The 17,850-nt window shown below is 65.1% G+C and carries 17 protein-coding genes; 14 read left to right on the forward strand and 3 right to left on the reverse strand.

What is annotated here, in order from left to right:
• Positions 1-2,049, forward strand: a 2,049-nt coding sequence (flhF, locus tag CQ050_RS29995; RefSeq protein WP_105560474.1) for a flagellar biosynthesis protein FlhF, incomplete at its 5' end; no start/stop codon positions are given.
• Positions 2,050-2,124: 75 nt separating this feature from the next.
• Here flhF and CQ050_RS30000 read toward each other — a convergent pair.
• The 3 genes from CQ050_RS30000 to flgA all read right to left on the reverse strand — a co-directional run bounded on the left by CQ050_RS30000 (position 2,125) and on the right by flgA (position 3,777).
• On the reverse strand, positions 2,125-2,601 hold the full coding sequence (locus CQ050_RS30000; protein ID WP_105560487.1) for a flagella synthesis protein FlgN: 477 nt from the start codon (positions 2,599-2,601) through the stop codon (positions 2,125-2,127).
• Positions 2,602-2,639: 38 nt separating this feature from the next.
• Positions 2,640-2,933: a flagellar biosynthesis anti-sigma factor FlgM gene (flgM, locus tag CQ050_RS30005; protein ID WP_105560475.1), complete on the reverse strand. Its 294-nt coding sequence runs from the start codon at positions 2,931-2,933 to the stop codon at positions 2,640-2,642.
• Between the two features lie 127 nt (positions 2,934-3,060).
• Positions 3,061-3,777, reverse strand: coding sequence for a flagellar basal body P-ring formation chaperone FlgA (gene flgA / locus CQ050_RS30010; protein WP_105560488.1), 717 nt, complete (start codon positions 3,775-3,777; stop codon positions 3,061-3,063).
• A 177-nt stretch (positions 3,778-3,954) separates the two neighbouring features.
• Between flgA and flgB the strand changes: the two genes are divergently transcribed.
• The 13 genes from flgB to CQ050_RS30075 all read left to right on the forward strand — a co-directional run.
• Entirely contained in the window at positions 3,955-4,362 is a 408-nt protein-coding gene (flgB, locus tag CQ050_RS30015; RefSeq protein WP_105560476.1) for a flagellar basal body rod protein FlgB, read from the forward strand.
• 22 nt (positions 4,363-4,384) lie between these two features.
• Positions 4,385-4,804: a flagellar basal body rod protein FlgC gene (flgC, locus tag CQ050_RS30020; protein ID WP_006224593.1), complete on the forward strand. Its 420-nt coding sequence runs from the start codon at positions 4,385-4,387 to the stop codon at positions 4,802-4,804.
• A 20-nt stretch (positions 4,805-4,824) separates the two neighbouring features.
• Positions 4,825-5,523 carry a flagellar hook capping FlgD N-terminal domain-containing protein gene (locus CQ050_RS30025; RefSeq protein WP_105560477.1) on the forward strand — a complete coding sequence of 233 codons (699 nt, stop codon included), beginning with the start codon at positions 4,825-4,827 and terminating at the stop codon, positions 5,521-5,523.
• Positions 5,524-5,596: 73 nt separating this feature from the next.
• Positions 5,597-7,081: a flagellar hook-basal body complex protein gene (locus CQ050_RS30030; RefSeq protein ID WP_105560478.1), complete on the forward strand. Its 1,485-nt coding sequence runs from the start codon at positions 5,597-5,599 to the stop codon at positions 7,079-7,081.
• Between the two features lie 38 nt (positions 7,082-7,119).
• The gene (locus tag CQ050_RS30035; RefSeq protein WP_105560479.1) at positions 7,120-7,881 is read left to right on the forward strand and encodes a flagellar basal body rod protein FlgF; all 762 of its coding nucleotides are present in this window, start codon (positions 7,120-7,122) and stop codon (positions 7,879-7,881) included.
• A 64-nt stretch (positions 7,882-7,945) separates the two neighbouring features.
• Positions 7,946-8,731, forward strand: coding sequence for a flagellar basal-body rod protein FlgG (gene flgG, locus CQ050_RS30040; protein ID WP_105560480.1), 786 nt, complete (start codon positions 7,946-7,948; stop codon positions 8,729-8,731).
• Positions 8,731-9,420 carry a flagellar basal body L-ring protein FlgH gene (locus CQ050_RS30045; RefSeq protein WP_105560481.1) on the forward strand — a complete coding sequence of 230 codons (690 nt, stop codon included), beginning with the start codon at positions 8,731-8,733 and terminating at the stop codon, positions 9,418-9,420. Before flgG ends, CQ050_RS30045 begins: the two co-directional genes overlap by 1 nt.
• A 2-nt stretch (positions 9,421-9,422) precedes the next feature.
• Positions 9,423-10,559 (forward strand): flagellar basal body P-ring protein FlgI, encoded by a 1,137-nt coding sequence (locus tag CQ050_RS30050; RefSeq protein ID WP_105560482.1) that lies wholly within the window; start codon positions 9,423-9,425, stop codon positions 10,557-10,559.
• 2 nt (positions 10,560-10,561) lie between these two features.
• On the forward strand, positions 10,562-11,539 hold the full coding sequence (gene flgJ, locus CQ050_RS30055; RefSeq protein ID WP_105560483.1) for a flagellar assembly peptidoglycan hydrolase FlgJ: 978 nt from the start codon (positions 10,562-10,564) through the stop codon (positions 11,537-11,539).
• 73 nt (positions 11,540-11,612) lie between these two features.
• The gene (gene flgK, locus CQ050_RS30060; RefSeq protein WP_105560484.1) at positions 11,613-13,286 is read left to right on the forward strand and encodes a flagellar hook-associated protein FlgK; all 1,674 of its coding nucleotides are present in this window, start codon (positions 11,613-11,615) and stop codon (positions 13,284-13,286) included.
• Positions 13,287-13,333: 47 nt separating this feature from the next.
• Positions 13,334-14,578, forward strand: coding sequence for a flagellar hook-associated protein FlgL (gene flgL, locus CQ050_RS30065; protein ID WP_105560485.1), 1,245 nt, complete (start codon positions 13,334-13,336; stop codon positions 14,576-14,578).
• A 141-nt stretch (positions 14,579-14,719) separates the two neighbouring features.
• Positions 14,720-16,675, forward strand: coding sequence for a methyl-accepting chemotaxis protein (locus CQ050_RS30070; protein WP_105560486.1), 1,956 nt, complete (start codon positions 14,720-14,722; stop codon positions 16,673-16,675).
• Positions 16,676-16,784: 109 nt separating this feature from the next.
• On the forward strand, positions 16,785-17,850 hold a 1,066-nt coding region (locus tag CQ050_RS30075), incomplete at its 3' end, for a Tar ligand binding domain-containing protein (protein WP_146121078.1).

Consider the following 17,850-nt stretch of genomic DNA (forward strand, 5'->3'; position numbering starts at 1 on the left):
CTGCTGTGGGGCGGGCGGGCGGGATCAGGCCGCGAACCCGCGGCCGCCGCGCTGTTCCGCAGCCTGCTGGACGCGGGCTTCAGCACGAAGCTGGTCCGCACCTTGGTGGAACGCCTTCCCCAAGGCATGGGGGCCGACGCCGCGCAAGCCTGGGCGCGCAACGAACTGATGACGCACTTGCCGGTCGTCGCGTCCGAAGATGAATTCCTGGCCGGCGGCGTGTACGCGCTGGTGGGCCCGACCGGCGTTGGCAAGACCACGACGCTGGCAAAATTGGCCGCCCGGTGCGTGGCGCGAGAGGGCCGTGATCAGGTTGCGATGCTGACCACGGACCTGTTCCGGATCGGCGCGCTTGAACAGTTGCAGATCTACGGCCGGCTGATGGGCGTGCCCGCGCACTCCGTGCGGGATGCCGCCGAGCTGCGCCGCATCCTGGCGGAACTGGGCAACCGCAAGATCGTGCTGATCGACACCACGGGTATCAGCCAGCGCGATCGCCTCGTGGCCGAGCAGGCCGCCATGCTGTGCAACGCCGGCAAGCCGGTGCGCCGCCTGTTGGTGTTGAACGCCGCCAGCCAGGGCGACACGCTGGACGAAGTGGCCCATGCGTACCGCAACGGCGTGGGCGAGGACGTGGCCGGCTGCATCATCACGAAGCTGGACGAGGCCACGCGCCTGGGCGCGGCGCTGGACACGGCGATCCGCCACCGGCTGCCGATCCATTACATGTCGGTCGGGCAAAAGGTGCCCGAGCACATGGAACTGGCACGTGCCGACGTGCTGATCGACCGCGCGTTCGCGATGGTCGAGCGCGCGCGGGCGCTGTACACGCCCAGCGAGGCCGACCTGGCGTCCCTGGCGCCGGCCGCCCGCGAGGCCGAGGCGGTGGATCCGGCTCGCCGCCGGCAGTTGCTGGCCTCGGCGATCCTGCGTCCGCAGGGCGGTTCGGCCTCGATCACGGCCGCGCAGAACCTGGATGACACGATCTCGATGCTGGACAGCGATCCGGCGTGCGCGCAAGCGCGCGCGTCCTGGCGCGAGTATGTGGCCGATGGCGCGGGCGCCAGCCTGGCGGCTTTGGGCGACGCGCCGCTGGCGATGGTACGGCGAGAATTCTCCGCCGCCTGCCACCGCCACTTGCTGGTCGTGCATGGCAAGACCACGATGAAGGGCGAAGGCCTGCCCGGCGGCACGTTGTTCGGCGCTTTGCTGATGAGCGATCGCGGTGCCGCGCTGGCTGCGCCCGCGCAACAGTTGGCGTTGGCGCACGGCATGCTGACGTCGTTTGCGCCTGCCGCGCCGGGCCAGCCCGATGCCGGCCTGGCGCTGGAATCCCGCGTGCGCTGGCTGGGTGAGCAGTTGCCGCGTTTGCCGCTGGTGCACATGCTGGAGGCCGGCACGTCCGGCCTGTGGCAGTCACTGAACGGGCAGGGCGTGTCGTGGGTGGCGCGCTGCGCGGGTGGCATGCGCGTGATCCAGGACGAATGCCCCACGAACCTGAACGCCGTCGGCAAAAGCGTCGGCTACCTGCCGGTAGGCCAACCGGGCGACATGCCCGGCCTGCTGGCCGACAAGGGCGGCAAGCGCGTGCCGCTGGCGCTGTGGGCGTCGGGCACCGAAGTGGCCTTGCCCGGCAAGAGCGGCGGGGCGCCGATCCGTCTGGTGTGCGCCCGCTTGATCGATACGGACAGCGGCGAGATCGCCGCGCAGTTGTTTGGCTTGACGAGCTTGCCGGCGGCGCAAGCCGATGCCGCCACCGTGGCGCGTTGGCTGGTGCTGCAGGACGAGGCGCGCGCGGGCTTTCGCTATATGGCCAATGCGTGGCAGGCGCTGCCTGCCGTCGATGGCGCGCATACGCTCGCGCGCCAGTCTCTGATGGCCGGCCAGTTGGGCGCCGCTTGCTGGCAGATGGCGCATTCGCCATCCGCCGATGTGGTGCGCGGACCGCTGTCGGGCATCGTGGGCTCGGAACGCAAGCTGTCGGGCCGCATGCTGCCGGTGGCGATCTTGAAAATGTTCGCGATGCTGGAGATGACGGGCGGCGCGTGATGTCCCGGATGTTACCGGTATGAAAAAGGCGGCGCATTGCGCCGCCTTTTTCATGGCCGGGTGCCAGTGGGGCGGTCAGCCCGCCACGATCGGCTTGCGTCCCGGCGTGCCACGGGCGCCGCGGCCATGCGCGTCATAGGTGGTGGCGACGCCCACGCCATTGATGTTGCGCAGCGCATCCAGCGATTGCTGGGTATAGCGCAGGTGCACGTCGATCAGGGCGCCGTTGCGCATATTGATCTCATTGGCCGACGCGGACTTGGTCAGCAGGGCCTGCCAGATGCCGGACAACTGCGGGTGCAGCACGGCGGCCTGTTCGGTGCCGGCATGCCCAATGGGCAGGCCGATTTCAGACAGCAGGCCGTCGCGGATTGCGCTCAGGTCAACCAGCTGCTGGGCGATGCGCCCCTTGCGTTCGGTGATGGCCTGCAGCGCGCCGACGTTCCCAGGGCCCACCAGCACTTCGGTCTCTTCTTCCAGAATGGAGGAGAACTCGGTGATCAGGGCATCTTCCTGCCGCATGCAGGACTGAAGGGAATCGACGGGGGTCATGGTCATGCTTTGAAGGCGGTAGGGCGGTGAACGGAGGCTTACTTCAGCAGATCACGGGCGCTGGCAATCAGGCTGTCGGCGATCTTGCCGGTATCGATCTTCAATTGGCCCGAGGCAATCGCGGCGCGAATGGCGGCCACGCGCTCGACATTGATGTCGTTCGAACCGTCTTGCAGGGCCAGCATCTTGCGCGACGCCGAGCTCAGCGCCACTTGCGAGCTGCTGGAGCCGCTGCCATTGCTGGCGCCATACGCCTGTGCCAACGCGGAATCCTGGCGTTGGGCAACGGTGTCGGCGGAAATGGGCCGATTGGGGGTCGAATTGATTTTCAAGGTTTTCTCCGCAGGGCGTCCTGGGTCGGTTTGCGACGGATCCGCCTACTTATGTCTCTGTAACGGCAGGGCCGGAACGAACTTTAGGGCAGGCCATCGGCGGGTGCACCGCGATTTGTAACATTGCCTACAGTTGTATTTCAACCAACCCCGCATTCCGAACCACGCCGCTGACCACCTGGCCGTTGCCTGTTCGCACCTGGACCATCGCGCCGGGCGCGGCATTGTCCATCGCCTGGCCTTCGCTGCTGACCACGAAACCGTTGCCGCGCGCATTGATCCGGACGTTCGAGCCGCGCACGACCGATTGCGCATTGCGCAGGGACGACCCTCGGACCGGTTGCCCGGCGTTGATGCGGTAGGCGGCCGTCATGCCGACGACGGTCTGCGGGTCGGTGATGGCCCCGGGGGGAAGCGAAACCAGGTCGCCGTCCCGGGGGGAAAGGTCGTTCGGCGTCAAGGCCTGTCCGGCCGAGATCATCCGCGACGCGACGTAATAGTAGCCGGGGACGCTGACGGTCGCCTGCACATAAGTGGTCCAGGGCTTGGGCGCGTTGCAGCGCACGCCGACCGTCATGCGGGACCGCAGTTTCATGCCGGAGGGCATAAACGGGGACATGGCATCGCAGGGCGTCAGGCGTTCGGCGCGCGGCGGGTCGATGGAGACGGCCGGCTGTCCGGGCAGCCCGGCCAGCTGGTCAAGCAGATAGCTCTGCGCCGCGACCGCGATCGCCTCGGGCGCCTGGCTGGCGGCTTCCTGCGCCTGGGCGGCCCCGAGGCAGGCCAGGGTCAACGCGATCAGGCAGCCGGCGCGCGCGCGGAGATGTCGTGCGGAGATTTTCATGATGAATGAATTGTAGGAGTCCGCCGCGTTCGGCAATACGTGAATTGGATGAGAAATGGCGGGTTATTTGGCTGATTGTGTTTTGCCGCCGGCCCCTATGATGCCGTCATCCAATGGGATAACGGTGTGTCCGAAGTCCCTTGCTCTATCCGTATTGCAACGCACGAAGGCGCCACGATGCTAGACAGGCTTAACGAAGATTTCCGGTTCTACCAGCAGGCCCTGGGGCTGCGCGCGCAGCGTCAGGAAGTGCTGTCGTCGAACATCGCCAACGCCGACACGCCCAACTACAAGGCCCGCGACTTTGACTTCAAGGCCGCGATGCAGACGGCCATGGAAGGCTCCATGCGCCTGCAGGACACGTCGCTGGCGCTGACCTCGGCGCGCCATATTCCGGCCAAGGCCGTGTCCCAGGGGCCGACCGAGCTGCTGTTCCGCCTGCCGTACCAGCCCAGCATGGACGGCAACACGGTGGACATGGATATCGAGCGCGTGCAGTTCGCCGACAACACCTTGCACTACCAGAGCACGATGCAGATGATCTCCGGCCGTATCCGGACCATGCAGACCGCTATTCAGGATTGATCCATAAAGGGAGCGACAGGCAATGTCCTTGTTGAGCATTTTCGATATCGCCGGTTCGGCGCTCAGCGCGCAATCGCAGCGCATGAACGTGTCGGCCAGCAACATGGCCAACGCCGACAGCGTCGTGGGTCCGGACGGCCAGCCGTATCGCGCCCGCCAGGTCGTGTTCCAGGTCAACCCGGCGGCCGGCCAGGCGTTGGGGCAAGAGATCGGCGGCGTGCGCGTGGCCGGCGTCATCCAGGACCCGTCGCCCCTGAAACAGGTTTACGACCCCAAGCATCCGCTGGCTGATGCCCAGGGCTATATCAGCATGCCCAACGTCGACCCGGTGGCCGAGACGGTCAACATGATCGCGGCATCGCGGTCCTACCAGGCGAACGTCGAGGTGCTCAATACCGCCAAGGCGTTGATGCAGAAGACGCTGACCATCGGTCAATCCTAATTTCTTGACAGAGTGAATCCATGACCACCGTCGACCAAAACACGAGCACCACCGGCCTGGGCCTGGCGCAAAGCGGCGCCAACGGCTCCAGCACGGCGCAGGGCTTGCAGGATCAGTTCCTGAAGCTGCTGGTGACGCAACTGCAGAACCAGGATCCGCTGAACCCGATGCAGAACGCCGAGCTGACCTCGCAGCTGGCGCAGATCTCCACGGTGGAAGGCATCACCAACCTGAAGAACACCATGCTGGCCATCAGCGGCCAGATCGATGTGTCGCAATCGATGAACGCCGTGGCGATGATCGGCAAGGGCGTGCTGATCCCGGGCTCCAAGGTCAAAGTCGGCGTGGACAGCGATAACGCCGCCGAACGCGTGGTCACGCCTTATGGCCTGGACCTGCAAGGCGATGCGCAAAAGGTGCAAGTCCGCATCTCGGATTCGAATGGCGCCGTCGTGCGCACCATTGAAATGGGCGAGCAGAAGACGGGTGTCTACACCCTGAACTGGGATGGCAAGAACGACAGCGGCGTGGCGTTGGACGCCGGCGCGTACACCGTGTCGGTGTTGGCCACCGATGGCGATGGCAAGAAGGTGAATGCGGAAGTGCTGAGCTACGGCCAGGTCAAGAGCGTGGCGTATTCCACTAACGGCTTGCGTCTGGACCTGGGCCTGGACGGCCAGACCAGCATGCTGGACGTGCGTAAGGTGATCGGCGCCTGAACCGGGCGGATTTGAATCGGCGCTGGCGCATGCGCGGCGGCTTCACTAGATATATAGATTAGCGAGAGAAAACATGGGCTTCGGACAAGGATTGAGCGGCTTGAATGCCGCATCGCAGAACCTGGACGTGATCGGCAACAACATCGCCAACTCCGGCACGGTCGGCTTCAAGTCGTCGACCGCGTCGTTCGCTGACGTCTACGCCAGTTCGCGCGTGGGCCTGGGCGTCAAGGTGGCGGCGATCAGTCAGCGCTTCGCGGTGGGTACCGTGCAGGGCGGCGGCGGCGAATACGACATCGCCATCGACGGCGCGAAGGGCATGTTCCGCGTCACGGACCAGAGCGGCGCGGTGATGTACACCCGCAACGGCGAATTCCTGGTCGACAAGAACAACTTCATCGTGAACGCCCAGGGCTACCGCATGACGGGCTACCCGGCAGGCGCCATCGGTGCGAACCCGACCGAGCTGCAGTTGCCGACCGCCAACGTGGCGCCCCAGGCGACCGCCACGGGCACGACGGTGGCCAACCTGGACGCAAACGCCAAGGTTATCTACACCACCGACACGATCACGTCGCCGGCGGTCAACGGTTCGGTCACCCTGACGGGCACCACGCCGCCTTCGCCCGCCACGCAGTACACCTTCACGCGTAGCGCGATTGGCACCTTGACCTGGGTGACCCCGCCGCCGGCAGGCACCTATGGCGCCGCGCCCAACCTGATCACCGTGGACGGCACGGGCGCCGTGACGGGCGGCGACCTGACGCAGGTCGCCGGCTACCAGGACTACACCGCCGCCGTGACGGAAATCGGCCGTCCGTTCGACCCGACGGTCTCCAACAGCTACACCAACGCGTCGCCCATGACGGTGTTCGACTCGCTGGGCAACTCGCACCAGGTGATGCAGTACTTCGTGAAGCGCCCGGCCGATGCGTCCGGCAGCGTCTATGACGTGTACTACACGATGGACGGCAAGGCGATGGCGCCGACCACCGAGCTGGGCGGTACGTGGGGCAATCCGCAGAAGTTCACGTTCAACAACGCCGGCGCGTTGACCAGCGCCCCGGTCGTGACCCTGAGCTTCGCGCAGCCCGGTGGCGCCACCACCCCGGCCGATCCGCTCAGCATCGCCATGAACTACACCGGTACGACGCAGTACGGCGGCAACTACAAGCTGGTCGCCAAACCCGACGGCTACACGTCCGGCGAATTCAGCGGCATCAACATCGGCGGCGACGGCAGCCTGGTCGCCAGCTACACCAACGGCGAAACGCAAATCGTCGGCACCATCGTGCTGGCCGACTTCTCGAACCTGCAGGGCTTGCAGCCCGTGGGCAACAACGCGTGGATCGAAACGGCGGCGTCCGGCCAGCCCATCCTGGGCCAGCCCGGCACCAATGGCCTGTCCAAGGTGGTGGGTCAGGCGACGGAAGCGTCCAACGTCGACATGAGCAAAGAGCTGGTGAACATGATCATCGCCCAGCGCACTTATCAGGCCAACTCGCAAACCATCAAGACCCAGGACGAAATCATGCAAGTCCTGATGAACCTGAAGTAAAGCCCGACAGGCTCGCGACGACACCGACGGAATAGGCAATGGATCGAATCATCTACACCGCCATGAATGGCGCAGCGCGTATCACTGAGCATCAGGCTGCGCTGGCCAACAATATGGCCAACGTGAACACGACGGGGTTCCGCGAGCAGATCGCGCTGTACCGGTCGGTTCCGATGACGGACGGGGTGAGCCTGCCTACGCGTGTTTCGACGGTGGCGTCCACGCCCGGCAACAGCTTTCAGATGGGCACCATGCAGACCACGGGCCGGGACCTGGACGTGGCGCTGGCTAGCGAAAGCGGCTGGATCGCGGTGCAGACGCCGCAGGGCGAGGCCTACACCCGTGGCGGCAGCCTGCAGGTTGGCATCAACGGCCTGTTGCAGACCTCGCTGGGCCAGCCGGTGCTGTCCGACCAGGGCGGCCCCATCGATGTGCCGGACCAGGCCGCGCTAACGATCACGTCGGACGGCACGATCACGGCCATCGGCGCGGGCGACGGCCCGAACAACATCCTGAACCTGGGCCGTATCAAGCTGGCGAACCCGAACAATGCGCAACTGGTGCATGGCGACGACGGCGTGTTCCGCATGGCGCCGGTGAACGGACAGCCTGCGCCGCCCGTGCCCGCCGACCCCAGCTTGCGCGTGCTGTCCGGCGTGCTGGAAGGCAGCAACACCAATCCCATGAAGGTGATGGTGGGCATGATCGAAAACGCGCGCCGGTTCGAGCAGCAGATGCAGGTGGTCCAGCAGTCGGATCGCAACGCCGAGCGCGCCAACGGGATTCTGTCCGTCGGCTGATCCAGCGGGTTGATTTAAACAATTTTCGCGCGCGGCCAGGCCGCGGCACCAGGAGTACTTCATCATGATGCGTTCGTTGTGGATTGCCAAAACGGGCCTGGAAGGTCAACAGACTTCCATGGACGTGATTTCCAACAACCTGGCCAACGTCTCCACCAACGGGTTCAAGCGCGGCCGCGCCGTGTTCCAGGACCTGATGTACCAGACGCTGCGCCAGCCCGGCGCCCAAGTGGGCGACGCCACGCAACTGCCGTCCGGCCTGCAGCTGGGCACGGGCGCGCGCGTGGCCGCCACCGAGCGCATCCACACGTCGGGCAACCTGAACAATACCGGCGGCGAAATGGACATCGCCATCAACGGCCGGGGCTTCCTGCAGATCGAACTGCCCGACGGCACCCAGGCGTACACGCGCGACGGCGCCTTGCAGCGCGATCAGAACGGCCAGCTGACGACCGTCAGCGGCTATGTGATCCAGCCGCCGATGAACGTGCCCGACAACGCGCTGTCGATCTCGATTGGCAAGGACGGCATCGTCTCGGTGACGCAGCCCGGCGCCGCGGGCGTGAACGTGCAGATCGGCCAATTGCAGATCGCCACGTTCATCAACCCCACCGGCCTGCAGAGCATCGGCGAAAACCTGTACCTGGAAACCGACGCGTCGGGTCCGGCCAACCTGCTGCAGCCCGGCGTGGATGGCGCAGGGTCGATCATGCAGAACTACGTGGAAACGTCCAACGTGAACGTTGCCGAAGAGCTGGTCAACATGATCACCACGCAACGCGCCTACGAAATGAACAGCAAGGCCGTCAAGACCTCTGACGAGATGCTGGCCCGCCTGTCCCAACTGTGATGCCCATGTCTGTCCTGCGTCTGGTATTTGTTGCGGCGCTGGCGATGCTGGCGGCCGGTTGCGCCATGATCCCGCCCGAGCCCATCGTGACCGGGCCGACGACGGCGGCGCCGCCGCCGCCGCCGATGCCCTTGGCGCAACCTACGGGGTCGATCTATCAGCCGACCACCTACGGCAACTATCCCCTGTTCGAGGACCGCCGGCCGCGCAACGTGGGCGACATCGTCACCATCGTGCTGAACGAGCGGACGAATGCGTCCAAGAATGTGGCCACCAACACGAACCGTACCGGATCGGCCACGCTCGGCATCGCCGCGGCGCCGTCGTTCATGGACAGTTGGGCGGGCGCGAACCTGAATACCGACGCCAAGGGCGGCAACGTCGCGCAAGGCAAGGGCGACAGCACGGCCAACAACGCGTTTACCGGCACCATCACCACGACGGTCGTGGGCGTGATGTCCAACGGCAACCTGCAAGTGGCCGGCGAAAAGCAGATCGCCATCAACCGCGGAAGCGAGTACGTGCGCTTCGCCGGGGTGGTGGATCCGCGTTCCATTACCGGAACGAACACCGTGTCGTCCACCCAGGTGGCCGACGCCCGCATCGAGTACCGCAGCAAGGGCGTCATGGACGAAGTCCAGACCATGGGCTGGCTGCAACGCTTCTTCCTGATCGCTTCGCCGTTCTGACTATGACACAACCGACCCCGATATCCGCCTTGCTGTCCCTGTTCGCACGCGTCTGCGTGGCGGTCGGACTCGTGGCCGGCGCCGGCGCGGCCCAGGCCGAACGGCTCAAGGACCTGGCGACGATCCAGGGCGTGCGCGGCAACCAGTTGATCGGTTATGGCCTGGTCGTGGGCCTGGATGGCAGCGGCGACCAGGTGCGTCAGACGCCGTTCACGCAGCAAAGCCTGACCAACATGCTGTCGCAGCTGGGCATCACGGTGCCCGCAGGCAGCAACATGCAGTTGAAGAACGTGGCGGCGGTCATGGTCACGACCACGCTGCCGGCGTTCGCCCGGCCCGGCCAGACGCTGGACGTGGTGGTGTCGTCGATGGGTAACGCGAAGAGCCTGCGCGGCGGCACGCTGCTGATGACGCCCCTGAAGGGTGCGGATAGCCAGGTCTACGCCATTGCCCAGGGCAACATCCTGGTGGGCGGCGCGGGCGCTTCGGCGGGCGGCTCCAGCGTGCAGATCAACCAGTTGAACGGCGGCCGCATCAGCGCGGGCGCCATCGTCGAACGCGGCGTGCCCACCACGTTTTCGCGCGACGGCTACATTCACGTGGAACTGAACAATACGGACTTCGGCACGGCGCAGAACGTGGCGACGGCATTGAACAGGAAGTTCGGCCAGGGCACGGCCACGGCGCTGGATGGCCGGGTGGTGCAGGTGCGCACGCCGATGGAACAGGCGTCGCAAGCGCGTTTCCTGTCGCTGGTCGAAGACCTGCAAGTGGCGCGCGCGCCGACGGTGGCCAAGGTCATCATCAACGCGCGCACCGGTTCGGTCGTCATGAACCGCACCGTCATGATCGAAGAGGCGGCCGTGGCGCATGGCAACCTGTCGGTCATCATCAACCGCCAGAACCAGGTATCGCAACCGGATACGCCTTTCACGGAAGGCCAGACGGTGGTGGTGCCCAATACCCAGATCGAAGTGCGCCAGGACAATGGCTCGCTGCAGCGCGTGAGCACCAGCGCCAATCTGGCTGACGTGGTCAAGGGCTTGAACGCTTTGGGCGCGACGCCTCAGGATCTGCTGGCCATCCTTCAGGCCATGAAGACCGCGGGCGCCTTGCGCGCCGAACTGGAAATCATCTGACGATGGCTGTCGCAAACGACGCGTCCCGGGGCGCCTCCCGGCAAGATTCAGTGTTCGACATGGGCCGCCTGTCGGACCTGAAGCGGGACGTCAAGAAAGACCCCGAGGGCACGGATCAGCAGAAACAGGTCGCCAAGCAGTTCGAGGCCCTGTTCCTGCAGATGATGGTCAAGCGCATGCGCGAGGCAACGCCCAAGGAAGGGCTGTTCGACTCGCAGCAGACGCAGATGCTGCAATCCATGGCGGACGAGCAGTTGGCCCTGCACCTGGCGACGCCGGGGATCGGGCTGTCGCAGTCCATCCTGGCGCAGATGCAGCAGGGCAAGCCCGCCGACGTGTCCGACGACGCCGTCCGGGCGATCGGGCAGGGCGGCGACCTGGATTTCCGCACGGGCGGCTCGCGCGAAGTGTCGGCGCTGCTGAACGTGATGCGCAACAACCGCGCCAGCGACCGCGCGTTGGCCGCCGCCGAAGGCGCGCCCGAACACGTGGTGGACTTCGTGTCGAAGATGTCGCGCGCGGCCAATCTGGCGTCGCAGCAAAGCGGCGTACCGGCCCGCCTCATCATGGGCCAGGCGGCGCTGGAATCCGGCTGGGGCAAGCGCGAAATCAAGCATGCCGACGGCAGCACCAGCTACAACCTGTTCGGCATCAAGGCGGGCGCCAGCTGGAAGGGCAAGGTCGTCAATGTGCTCACCACCGAGTACGAAGACGGCGTCGCTAAAAAGGTGACGCAACCCTTCCGCGCCTACGCGTCCTATGAAGAATCGTTCTCGGACTATGCACGCTTGATCGGCAACAGCCCGCGCTACGAAGCGGTTACGCAGGCCCGCAACGAGATCGACGCCGCGCGCAAGATTCAGGACGCCGGCTATGCGACCGACCCACGCTACGCACAGAAACTGATCGGCATCATGGGCCAGCTACGCGGTGCGGCATCCCGCGTGGAAAATTCTCGCCAGATGTTGGAAGGACTCTAAATTTGGATGATCTCCTGCCGTTAATGGAGTATCCAGAGATAACAGCTGCGGTTACACACGGGGCATTGTCAGCATGAATTTGTATAAAACGGCATTGGGCGGGCTGAACGCCGCTCAAGCGGGTTTGGCCACCACCAGCCACAACATCAACAATGCCACCACGGTCGGCTACAACCGTCAGCGCGTCATGACGTCCACCGCGGGCGCGCAAGCCACCAGCAACGGTTACATCGGCCGCGGCGTCCAGGTCGACACCGTCGTGCGTAGCTACGACAGCTTCTTGTACAAGCAGCTGGTCGGCGCGCAGGGCAGCGGCGCCCAGTTGCAGACCCAGCTTGACCAGGTTTCGCAGATCAACAACCTGTTCGCGGATCGCACCGTCGGTATCGCCCCGGGCCTGACCAATTTCTTCACCAGCATGAACACGGTGGCCAGCAAGCCCGCCGATCCGGCCGCGCGCCAGGATCTGCTGGGCAAAGCGAACAGCCTGACCACCCAGATCCGCTCGGCCTACGCGGAAATGCAGAATCAGCGCGAAGGCCTGAACACGCAGATCACGGCGACGGTCGAACAGGTCAACAGCTACCTGACCCGCATCGACGATCTGAACACGCAAATTTCGTTGGCCACCGGCAAGGCTGGCAACGGCCCCCCCAACGATCTGCTCGACCAGCGCGACCTGGCGGTGGCTGAACTGAACCAGCTTGTGGGCGTCACCACCTACGAGCAGGGCGACAAGATCAATATCTCGTTGACCAAGGGCGGTCAGGCGCTGCTGTCGGGCACCACTGTCTACCCGCTGCAAGCCGTGCCGTCGACCAAGGACGCCAGCCGCACCGTGGTGGCCTACACCCTGCCGGCAGGCGCCGGCAAGACGGTGTCGGTGGAACTGGCTGATGGCGACGTCACCGGCGGCAAGCTGGGCGGCCTGTTGCAATTCCGCTCGTCGTCGCTGGACCTGATGCAGGCGCAATTGGGCCAGATGGCGGTTGGCCTGGCGATGTCGTTCAACGAACAGCATCGGCAAGGCCTGGACCAGAACGGCAACCCGGGCACCGACTTCTTCAGCATCGGGTCGCCGCAGAGCGTGCCGAATACGCAGAACAAGGGCAACGCGCAGATTTCGGGCCAGTTCACGAACCTGGCCAACATCAACGCGAAAGACTACGAGATCTCGTTTGACGGCACGAACTACCAGGTCGTGCGCATGCCGGAAGGCTCCCAGGTCTATAACGGCCCGGCCACCGGCACGCCGCCGAACGCGACGCTGAACATGGAAAACGAGATGGGCGTGACGCTGACGATCAGCGCGCCGCCCCAGGCCGGCGATAAGTGGACGCTGTCGCCCACCCGCGACGCCGCCCGCGACATCAATGTGTTGATCAAGGATCCGGAGCGTATCGCCGCAGCCGACGCCGCAGGTGGCGACGCGAACGGCAAGAATGCGCTGAAGCTGGCGCAGTTGCAGACCGCCAAGGTCCTGGGCCACGGCACGATGAGCACCACCGACATGTTCAGCCAGGTCGTGAACACGGTGGGCGTGCAGACCGCGCAAGCCAAGTCGGCCGCCACCGCGCAGGCCAACCTGATCAAGCAGACGGCCGCCGCGCAGCAGTCCGTGTCGGGCGTCAACCTGAATGAAGAATATGTAAGCCTGTCGCTGTATCAAGAGCAATACCAGGCCAGCGCCCGCATCATTGATGTGGCCAGCACCGTTTTCGACACGCTGTTGGGCCTGCGTGGCTGATCAGACCGTTGAACTGTGATTACTAAAAAGAATTTCGGAGTCGCACCATGCGCCTGAGCACCACGATGATGTACACGAACGGCCTGAGCGGCGTGCTTTCTCAGGAATCCGACATGAACCGCCTGGTCGAGCAAGTCGGCAGCGGTCGCAAGTTCCTGACGCCGGCGGATGATCCCCTGTCGGCGGCGCTGTCGATTGGCGTGGCGCAGACGCAAAGCATCAATTCGACCTACGCGATGAACCGCCAGACGGCCAACACGAATCTTGGCCAGGAAAACAACGCGCTGGAGTCGATCAAGAACACGCTTCAGGAAGCATGCACCCGCGTGATCCAGGCGGGCGGCGTGCTGTCCGACGGCGACCGCCAGACCTTGTCGACGTCGCTCAAGAGCACGCGCGAAGCCTTGCTGGGCCTGGCCAACACGACCGATGGTAGCGGCCTGTACCTGTTCTCCGGCAACGACGGCAGCGTCATGCCCTACACCAAGGACAGCACCGGCAAGATCAATTACAGCGGATCGGTCGGCGAACGCACCGTCCAGGTCGACCAAAGCCGTCAGCTCTCGACCAGCGACCTTGGCGTGGACATTTTCGGCCGCGCCAACCCCGGTTCGCAGGCGTATGTCGCGTCGGTGCCCGCCTCCAACACCGGCACCGCGCAGTTCAGCGCCGTGTCCGTGACGCCGGGCAGCGGCAATCTGGACAAGAATTTCTCGGTGACCTTCGAAGCCGATGCCACGGGCGCGATTGGTTTTCGCGTCACGACCACGGACGCCAACGGCGGCAATCCGGTCACGGTGCCGGACGCATCCCAACCCGCCACGGCCTATGTGCCGGGAACCACGGTGGATTTCGGCGGCGTGTCGGTAACGGTCAAGGGCGAGCCCAAAGCGGGCGACGTCATCAAGGTTGAAAACGTCCAGTCGACCGACATGGACGTGTTCGCGACCCTGGACGACCTGATCTCGGCCCTGGATACGCCCAGCAGCGACGACCCGGTAGCGACGGCCCGCGTGGCCAACGCGCTGGCAACCGCGAACAAGAAGCTGTCGAACAGCTACGACAACGTCTTGACCGTGACCGCTTCGGTGGGCGCCCGCATGAACGAGCTGGACGCGCTGGACGCGACCGGCACGAAGAAGGGCCTGACCTACGCCAAGTCCTTGTCCGACCTGGAAGATCTGGACTATTACGCCGGCGCCAGCCAGCTTGCCTTGCGCCAGGTGGCGCTGCAGGCCGCATCGGCGGCATTCATGACCATTCAGGGGTCCAGCCTGTTCAGCCGCAAGTAAAGCGGCGGGACCCCACAGGCCGCACCGGTCGCGTGCGGAAAGTTGCGCCCTTGCGGACGCTACTGGCTAGAGGCCGGGGCGTCCGTGGTTGCGTGCAGGGTAGGTAGTGTCGTTTCACGTTGCTTAACGCTCGGGTATTTCATGCTTGTCAATTTGAAAGTTCGCACCTGTATCGTTCTGGTGCTGTTGCTCTTCACGGGCGCCATGTTCCTGTCCAATGGCGTGGCTTGGATGGGGTTGAACTCCAGCAACGATAAGCTGGAGCAGGTCAATGCCGCCTATTCCAATCAGGGCACCCAGCTTAATCGCGCCAACGCGGCCCTGCTGCGTGGCCGTCTGTTGCTGGCCTCGTCCCTGATGGACATGCAGCAAGGCAAAACCGAGCAGGCCAACGCGCAGACCCAACGCGCCGACGTCCTGATGCGGGAAGGCGCCAAGTGGCTGGACGCGTTCCACAAGGCGCCGCGCATGGCCGGATCCGAGGCGCTGGTGGCCAAGCTGGAAACGGCTTACAAGCAGTTCGACGATGTCTATAAGCGTCAGGCCGCCGCATTGTCCAAGATGGCGGTGCAGGAATACCTGGATCTGAACGATGCGGGCAGCGCGGCCAATACGGGCTTCCGGGAAGCCGTCAATGGCGTGCTGGATTTCCTGGATAAGCGCACCGACGAACTGGTGGCGCAGGCCGAAGTGGACCACCGTATCTCGCGTACGGTCACCATCGCACTGCTGGCCATTGCGCTGGTGCTGGCGTTGGGCTGCTGGATCTTCATCAACCGCACGGTGCTGCGTCCGCTGCACCAGGCGGGCGACCACTTCGACAAGATCGCCGGCGGCGACTTCACCGGCCGTATCGAGGTGCGCAGCACTAACGAGATCGGGCAGCTGTTCGGCGCCATCAAGCGCATGCAGGAAAGCCTGACGCGCACCGTCGCGATGGTGCGCCGTGGCGTGGATGAAATCAACGTCGGTTCGCGCGAAATTTCCGCAGGCAACACGGACCTGTCCAGCCGCACCGAGCAGCAGGCGGCGTCGCTGGAAGAAACCGCGGCGTCGATGGAGCAACTGGCGTCCACGGTGAAGCAGAACGCGGACAACGCGCGCCAGGCGAATCAGCTTGCGGCCAGCGCGTCGGACGTGGCCGAACGCGGCGGTTCGGCGGTGTCGGAAGTGGTCAGCACGATGCAGGGCATTTCGGCCAGCTCGCGCAAGATCTCTGAAATCGTGTCGGTGATCGATGGCATCGCCTTCCAGACGAACATCCTGGCGCTGAACGCGGCAGTGGAAGCGGCGCGTGCCGGCGAGCAGGGCAAGGGCTTTGCGGTGGTGGCGGGCGAAGTGCGTTCGCTGGCGCAGCGCAGCGCCCAGGCAGCCAAGGAAATCAAGGGCCTGATCGAAGACTCGGTCACGAAGGTGGGCGCGGGTTCGCAGCAGGTGGAACGCGCGGGCGCGACGATGCAAGAGATCGTGGCATCGGTCAAGCGTGTGACGGACATCATGGGCGAGATCTCGGCGGCGTCCGAAGAGCAGTCCAGCGGCATCGACCAGGTCAATCGGGCCGTGTCGCAGATGGACGAAGTGACGCAGCAGAACGCGGCGCTGGTGGAAGAAGCCGCGGCGGCCGCAGGGTCGCTGCAAGAGCAGTCCCAGCGTCTGGCGGAAGCGGTCGCGGTGTTCAAGATCAATGCGGGCGAAGTGATTGAAGTGCCGGCCCATGCCTTGGCGCAGCAGCATGCCGCCCCGCGCATGCCTGCGCCGCGCGCACCCGCGCAGGCCTCCCGCCCGGCGGCGCCGGCCGCTCGGTTGGCCAAACCGGCTTCGGCACCGGCCGAGCAGGCGCCGCAAAGCGCGGCTCACGCCGCGCCGGAATCGTCCCAGGAAACTCAGGCGGCCATGGACGCCGGCGATGCGCAGGCTGCCAAGCCCGCGCCGCGCAAGACTCAGGTGGCCCGCCCCAAACCCGCGGCCACGGCAGCAACGGTGGCGCGTCCCTTGCGCCGTCCGGCGACCCGCGCGGACAGCGCCACGGATGCCGCTCCGGCTGCGTCCACCAGCCGCCGGCCGCCGCCCGCGGACGATGATTGGGAGTCTTTCTGACGGGACGACCCGCTCGGTGCATTGAACAGGCAGTAGCAGACGCAGTACCCCCTTTTACGGTCCGGCGGCCACCGCGCGCCGCTGGAACGACTACCGGAACTATCGGAACATGTTCAGCAATCTGAAGGTGCGCACGGGCTTGATGCTCGCTCAGTTGGCAGTCGCCCTGGCCGCACTGGTTGCCATTGCCCTGGGCTGGAACAGCATGCGTTCCAGCGCCGAGACGATCAATGCCCTGGACTCCCTGAGCGTCCAGCAAAGCAATCTGATCAAGGACGCCTACACGCAGATGCTGCGCGCGACGATCCGCGCCGACATCACCGCCGCGCAGCGCGCGGCGGGCGACGCCAACGGCGCGGCCGAGAACTCGCGCACCGTGCAGCAGCTGATCGCCGATGCCAAGAAGAAGATGGAGAGCTTCAAGGCCATTCCCAAGGTGACGGCGCTGGGCAAGGCCGCTGAAGGCGACCTGATGACGTCGTTCAACACCTTCTCCGAAGCGCTGCAATCCATGATGGGCGCGCTGGACAAGGGCGATGCCGCGGCTTACCTGTCCTTGAAGAACACCAAGGCGGGCGCTGCCAGTGGCGCATTTTCCAAGCAGTTGACCGAATTTGCCAACGAAATCAACGCCTTCAGCGAGCGGCAGGTCCAATCCGCGCGGGACCAGGCGTCGATGATGACCTACGTTTATCTGGTGTTGGCCGCGCTGATCCTGGTGGTGGCCCTGGGCGCCTTCCTGTTCATGAACCGGGTGATTCTGCGTCCGTTGCGCGCGGTTGGCGACAGCTTCGACAAGATCGCGGGCGGTGACCTGACGGTGCGCGTGGACGTCAATTCGACCAACGAGATCGGCCAGTTGATGGCGGCGGTCAAGCGCATGCAGGAAAGCCTGTCGCGCACGGTGTCGACGGTGCGCCGTGGCGTGGACGAGATCAACGTGGGTTCGCGCGAAATTTCCGCAGGCAACACGGACCTGTCCAGCCGCACCGAGCAGCAGGCGGCGTCGCTGGAAGAAACCGCGGCGTCGATGGAGCAATTGGCGGCCACGGTGAAGCAGAACGCCGACAACGCACGCCAGGCAAACCAGTTGGCGGCCAGCGCGTCGGACGTGGCCGAGCGCGGCGGTTCGGCGGTGTCGGAAGTGGTCAGCACGATGCAGGGCATTTCGGCCA

Source organism: Achromobacter sp. MYb9, from assembly GCF_002975275.1.
Lineage (GTDB): Bacteria > Pseudomonadota > Gammaproteobacteria > Burkholderiales > Burkholderiaceae_B > Achromobacter.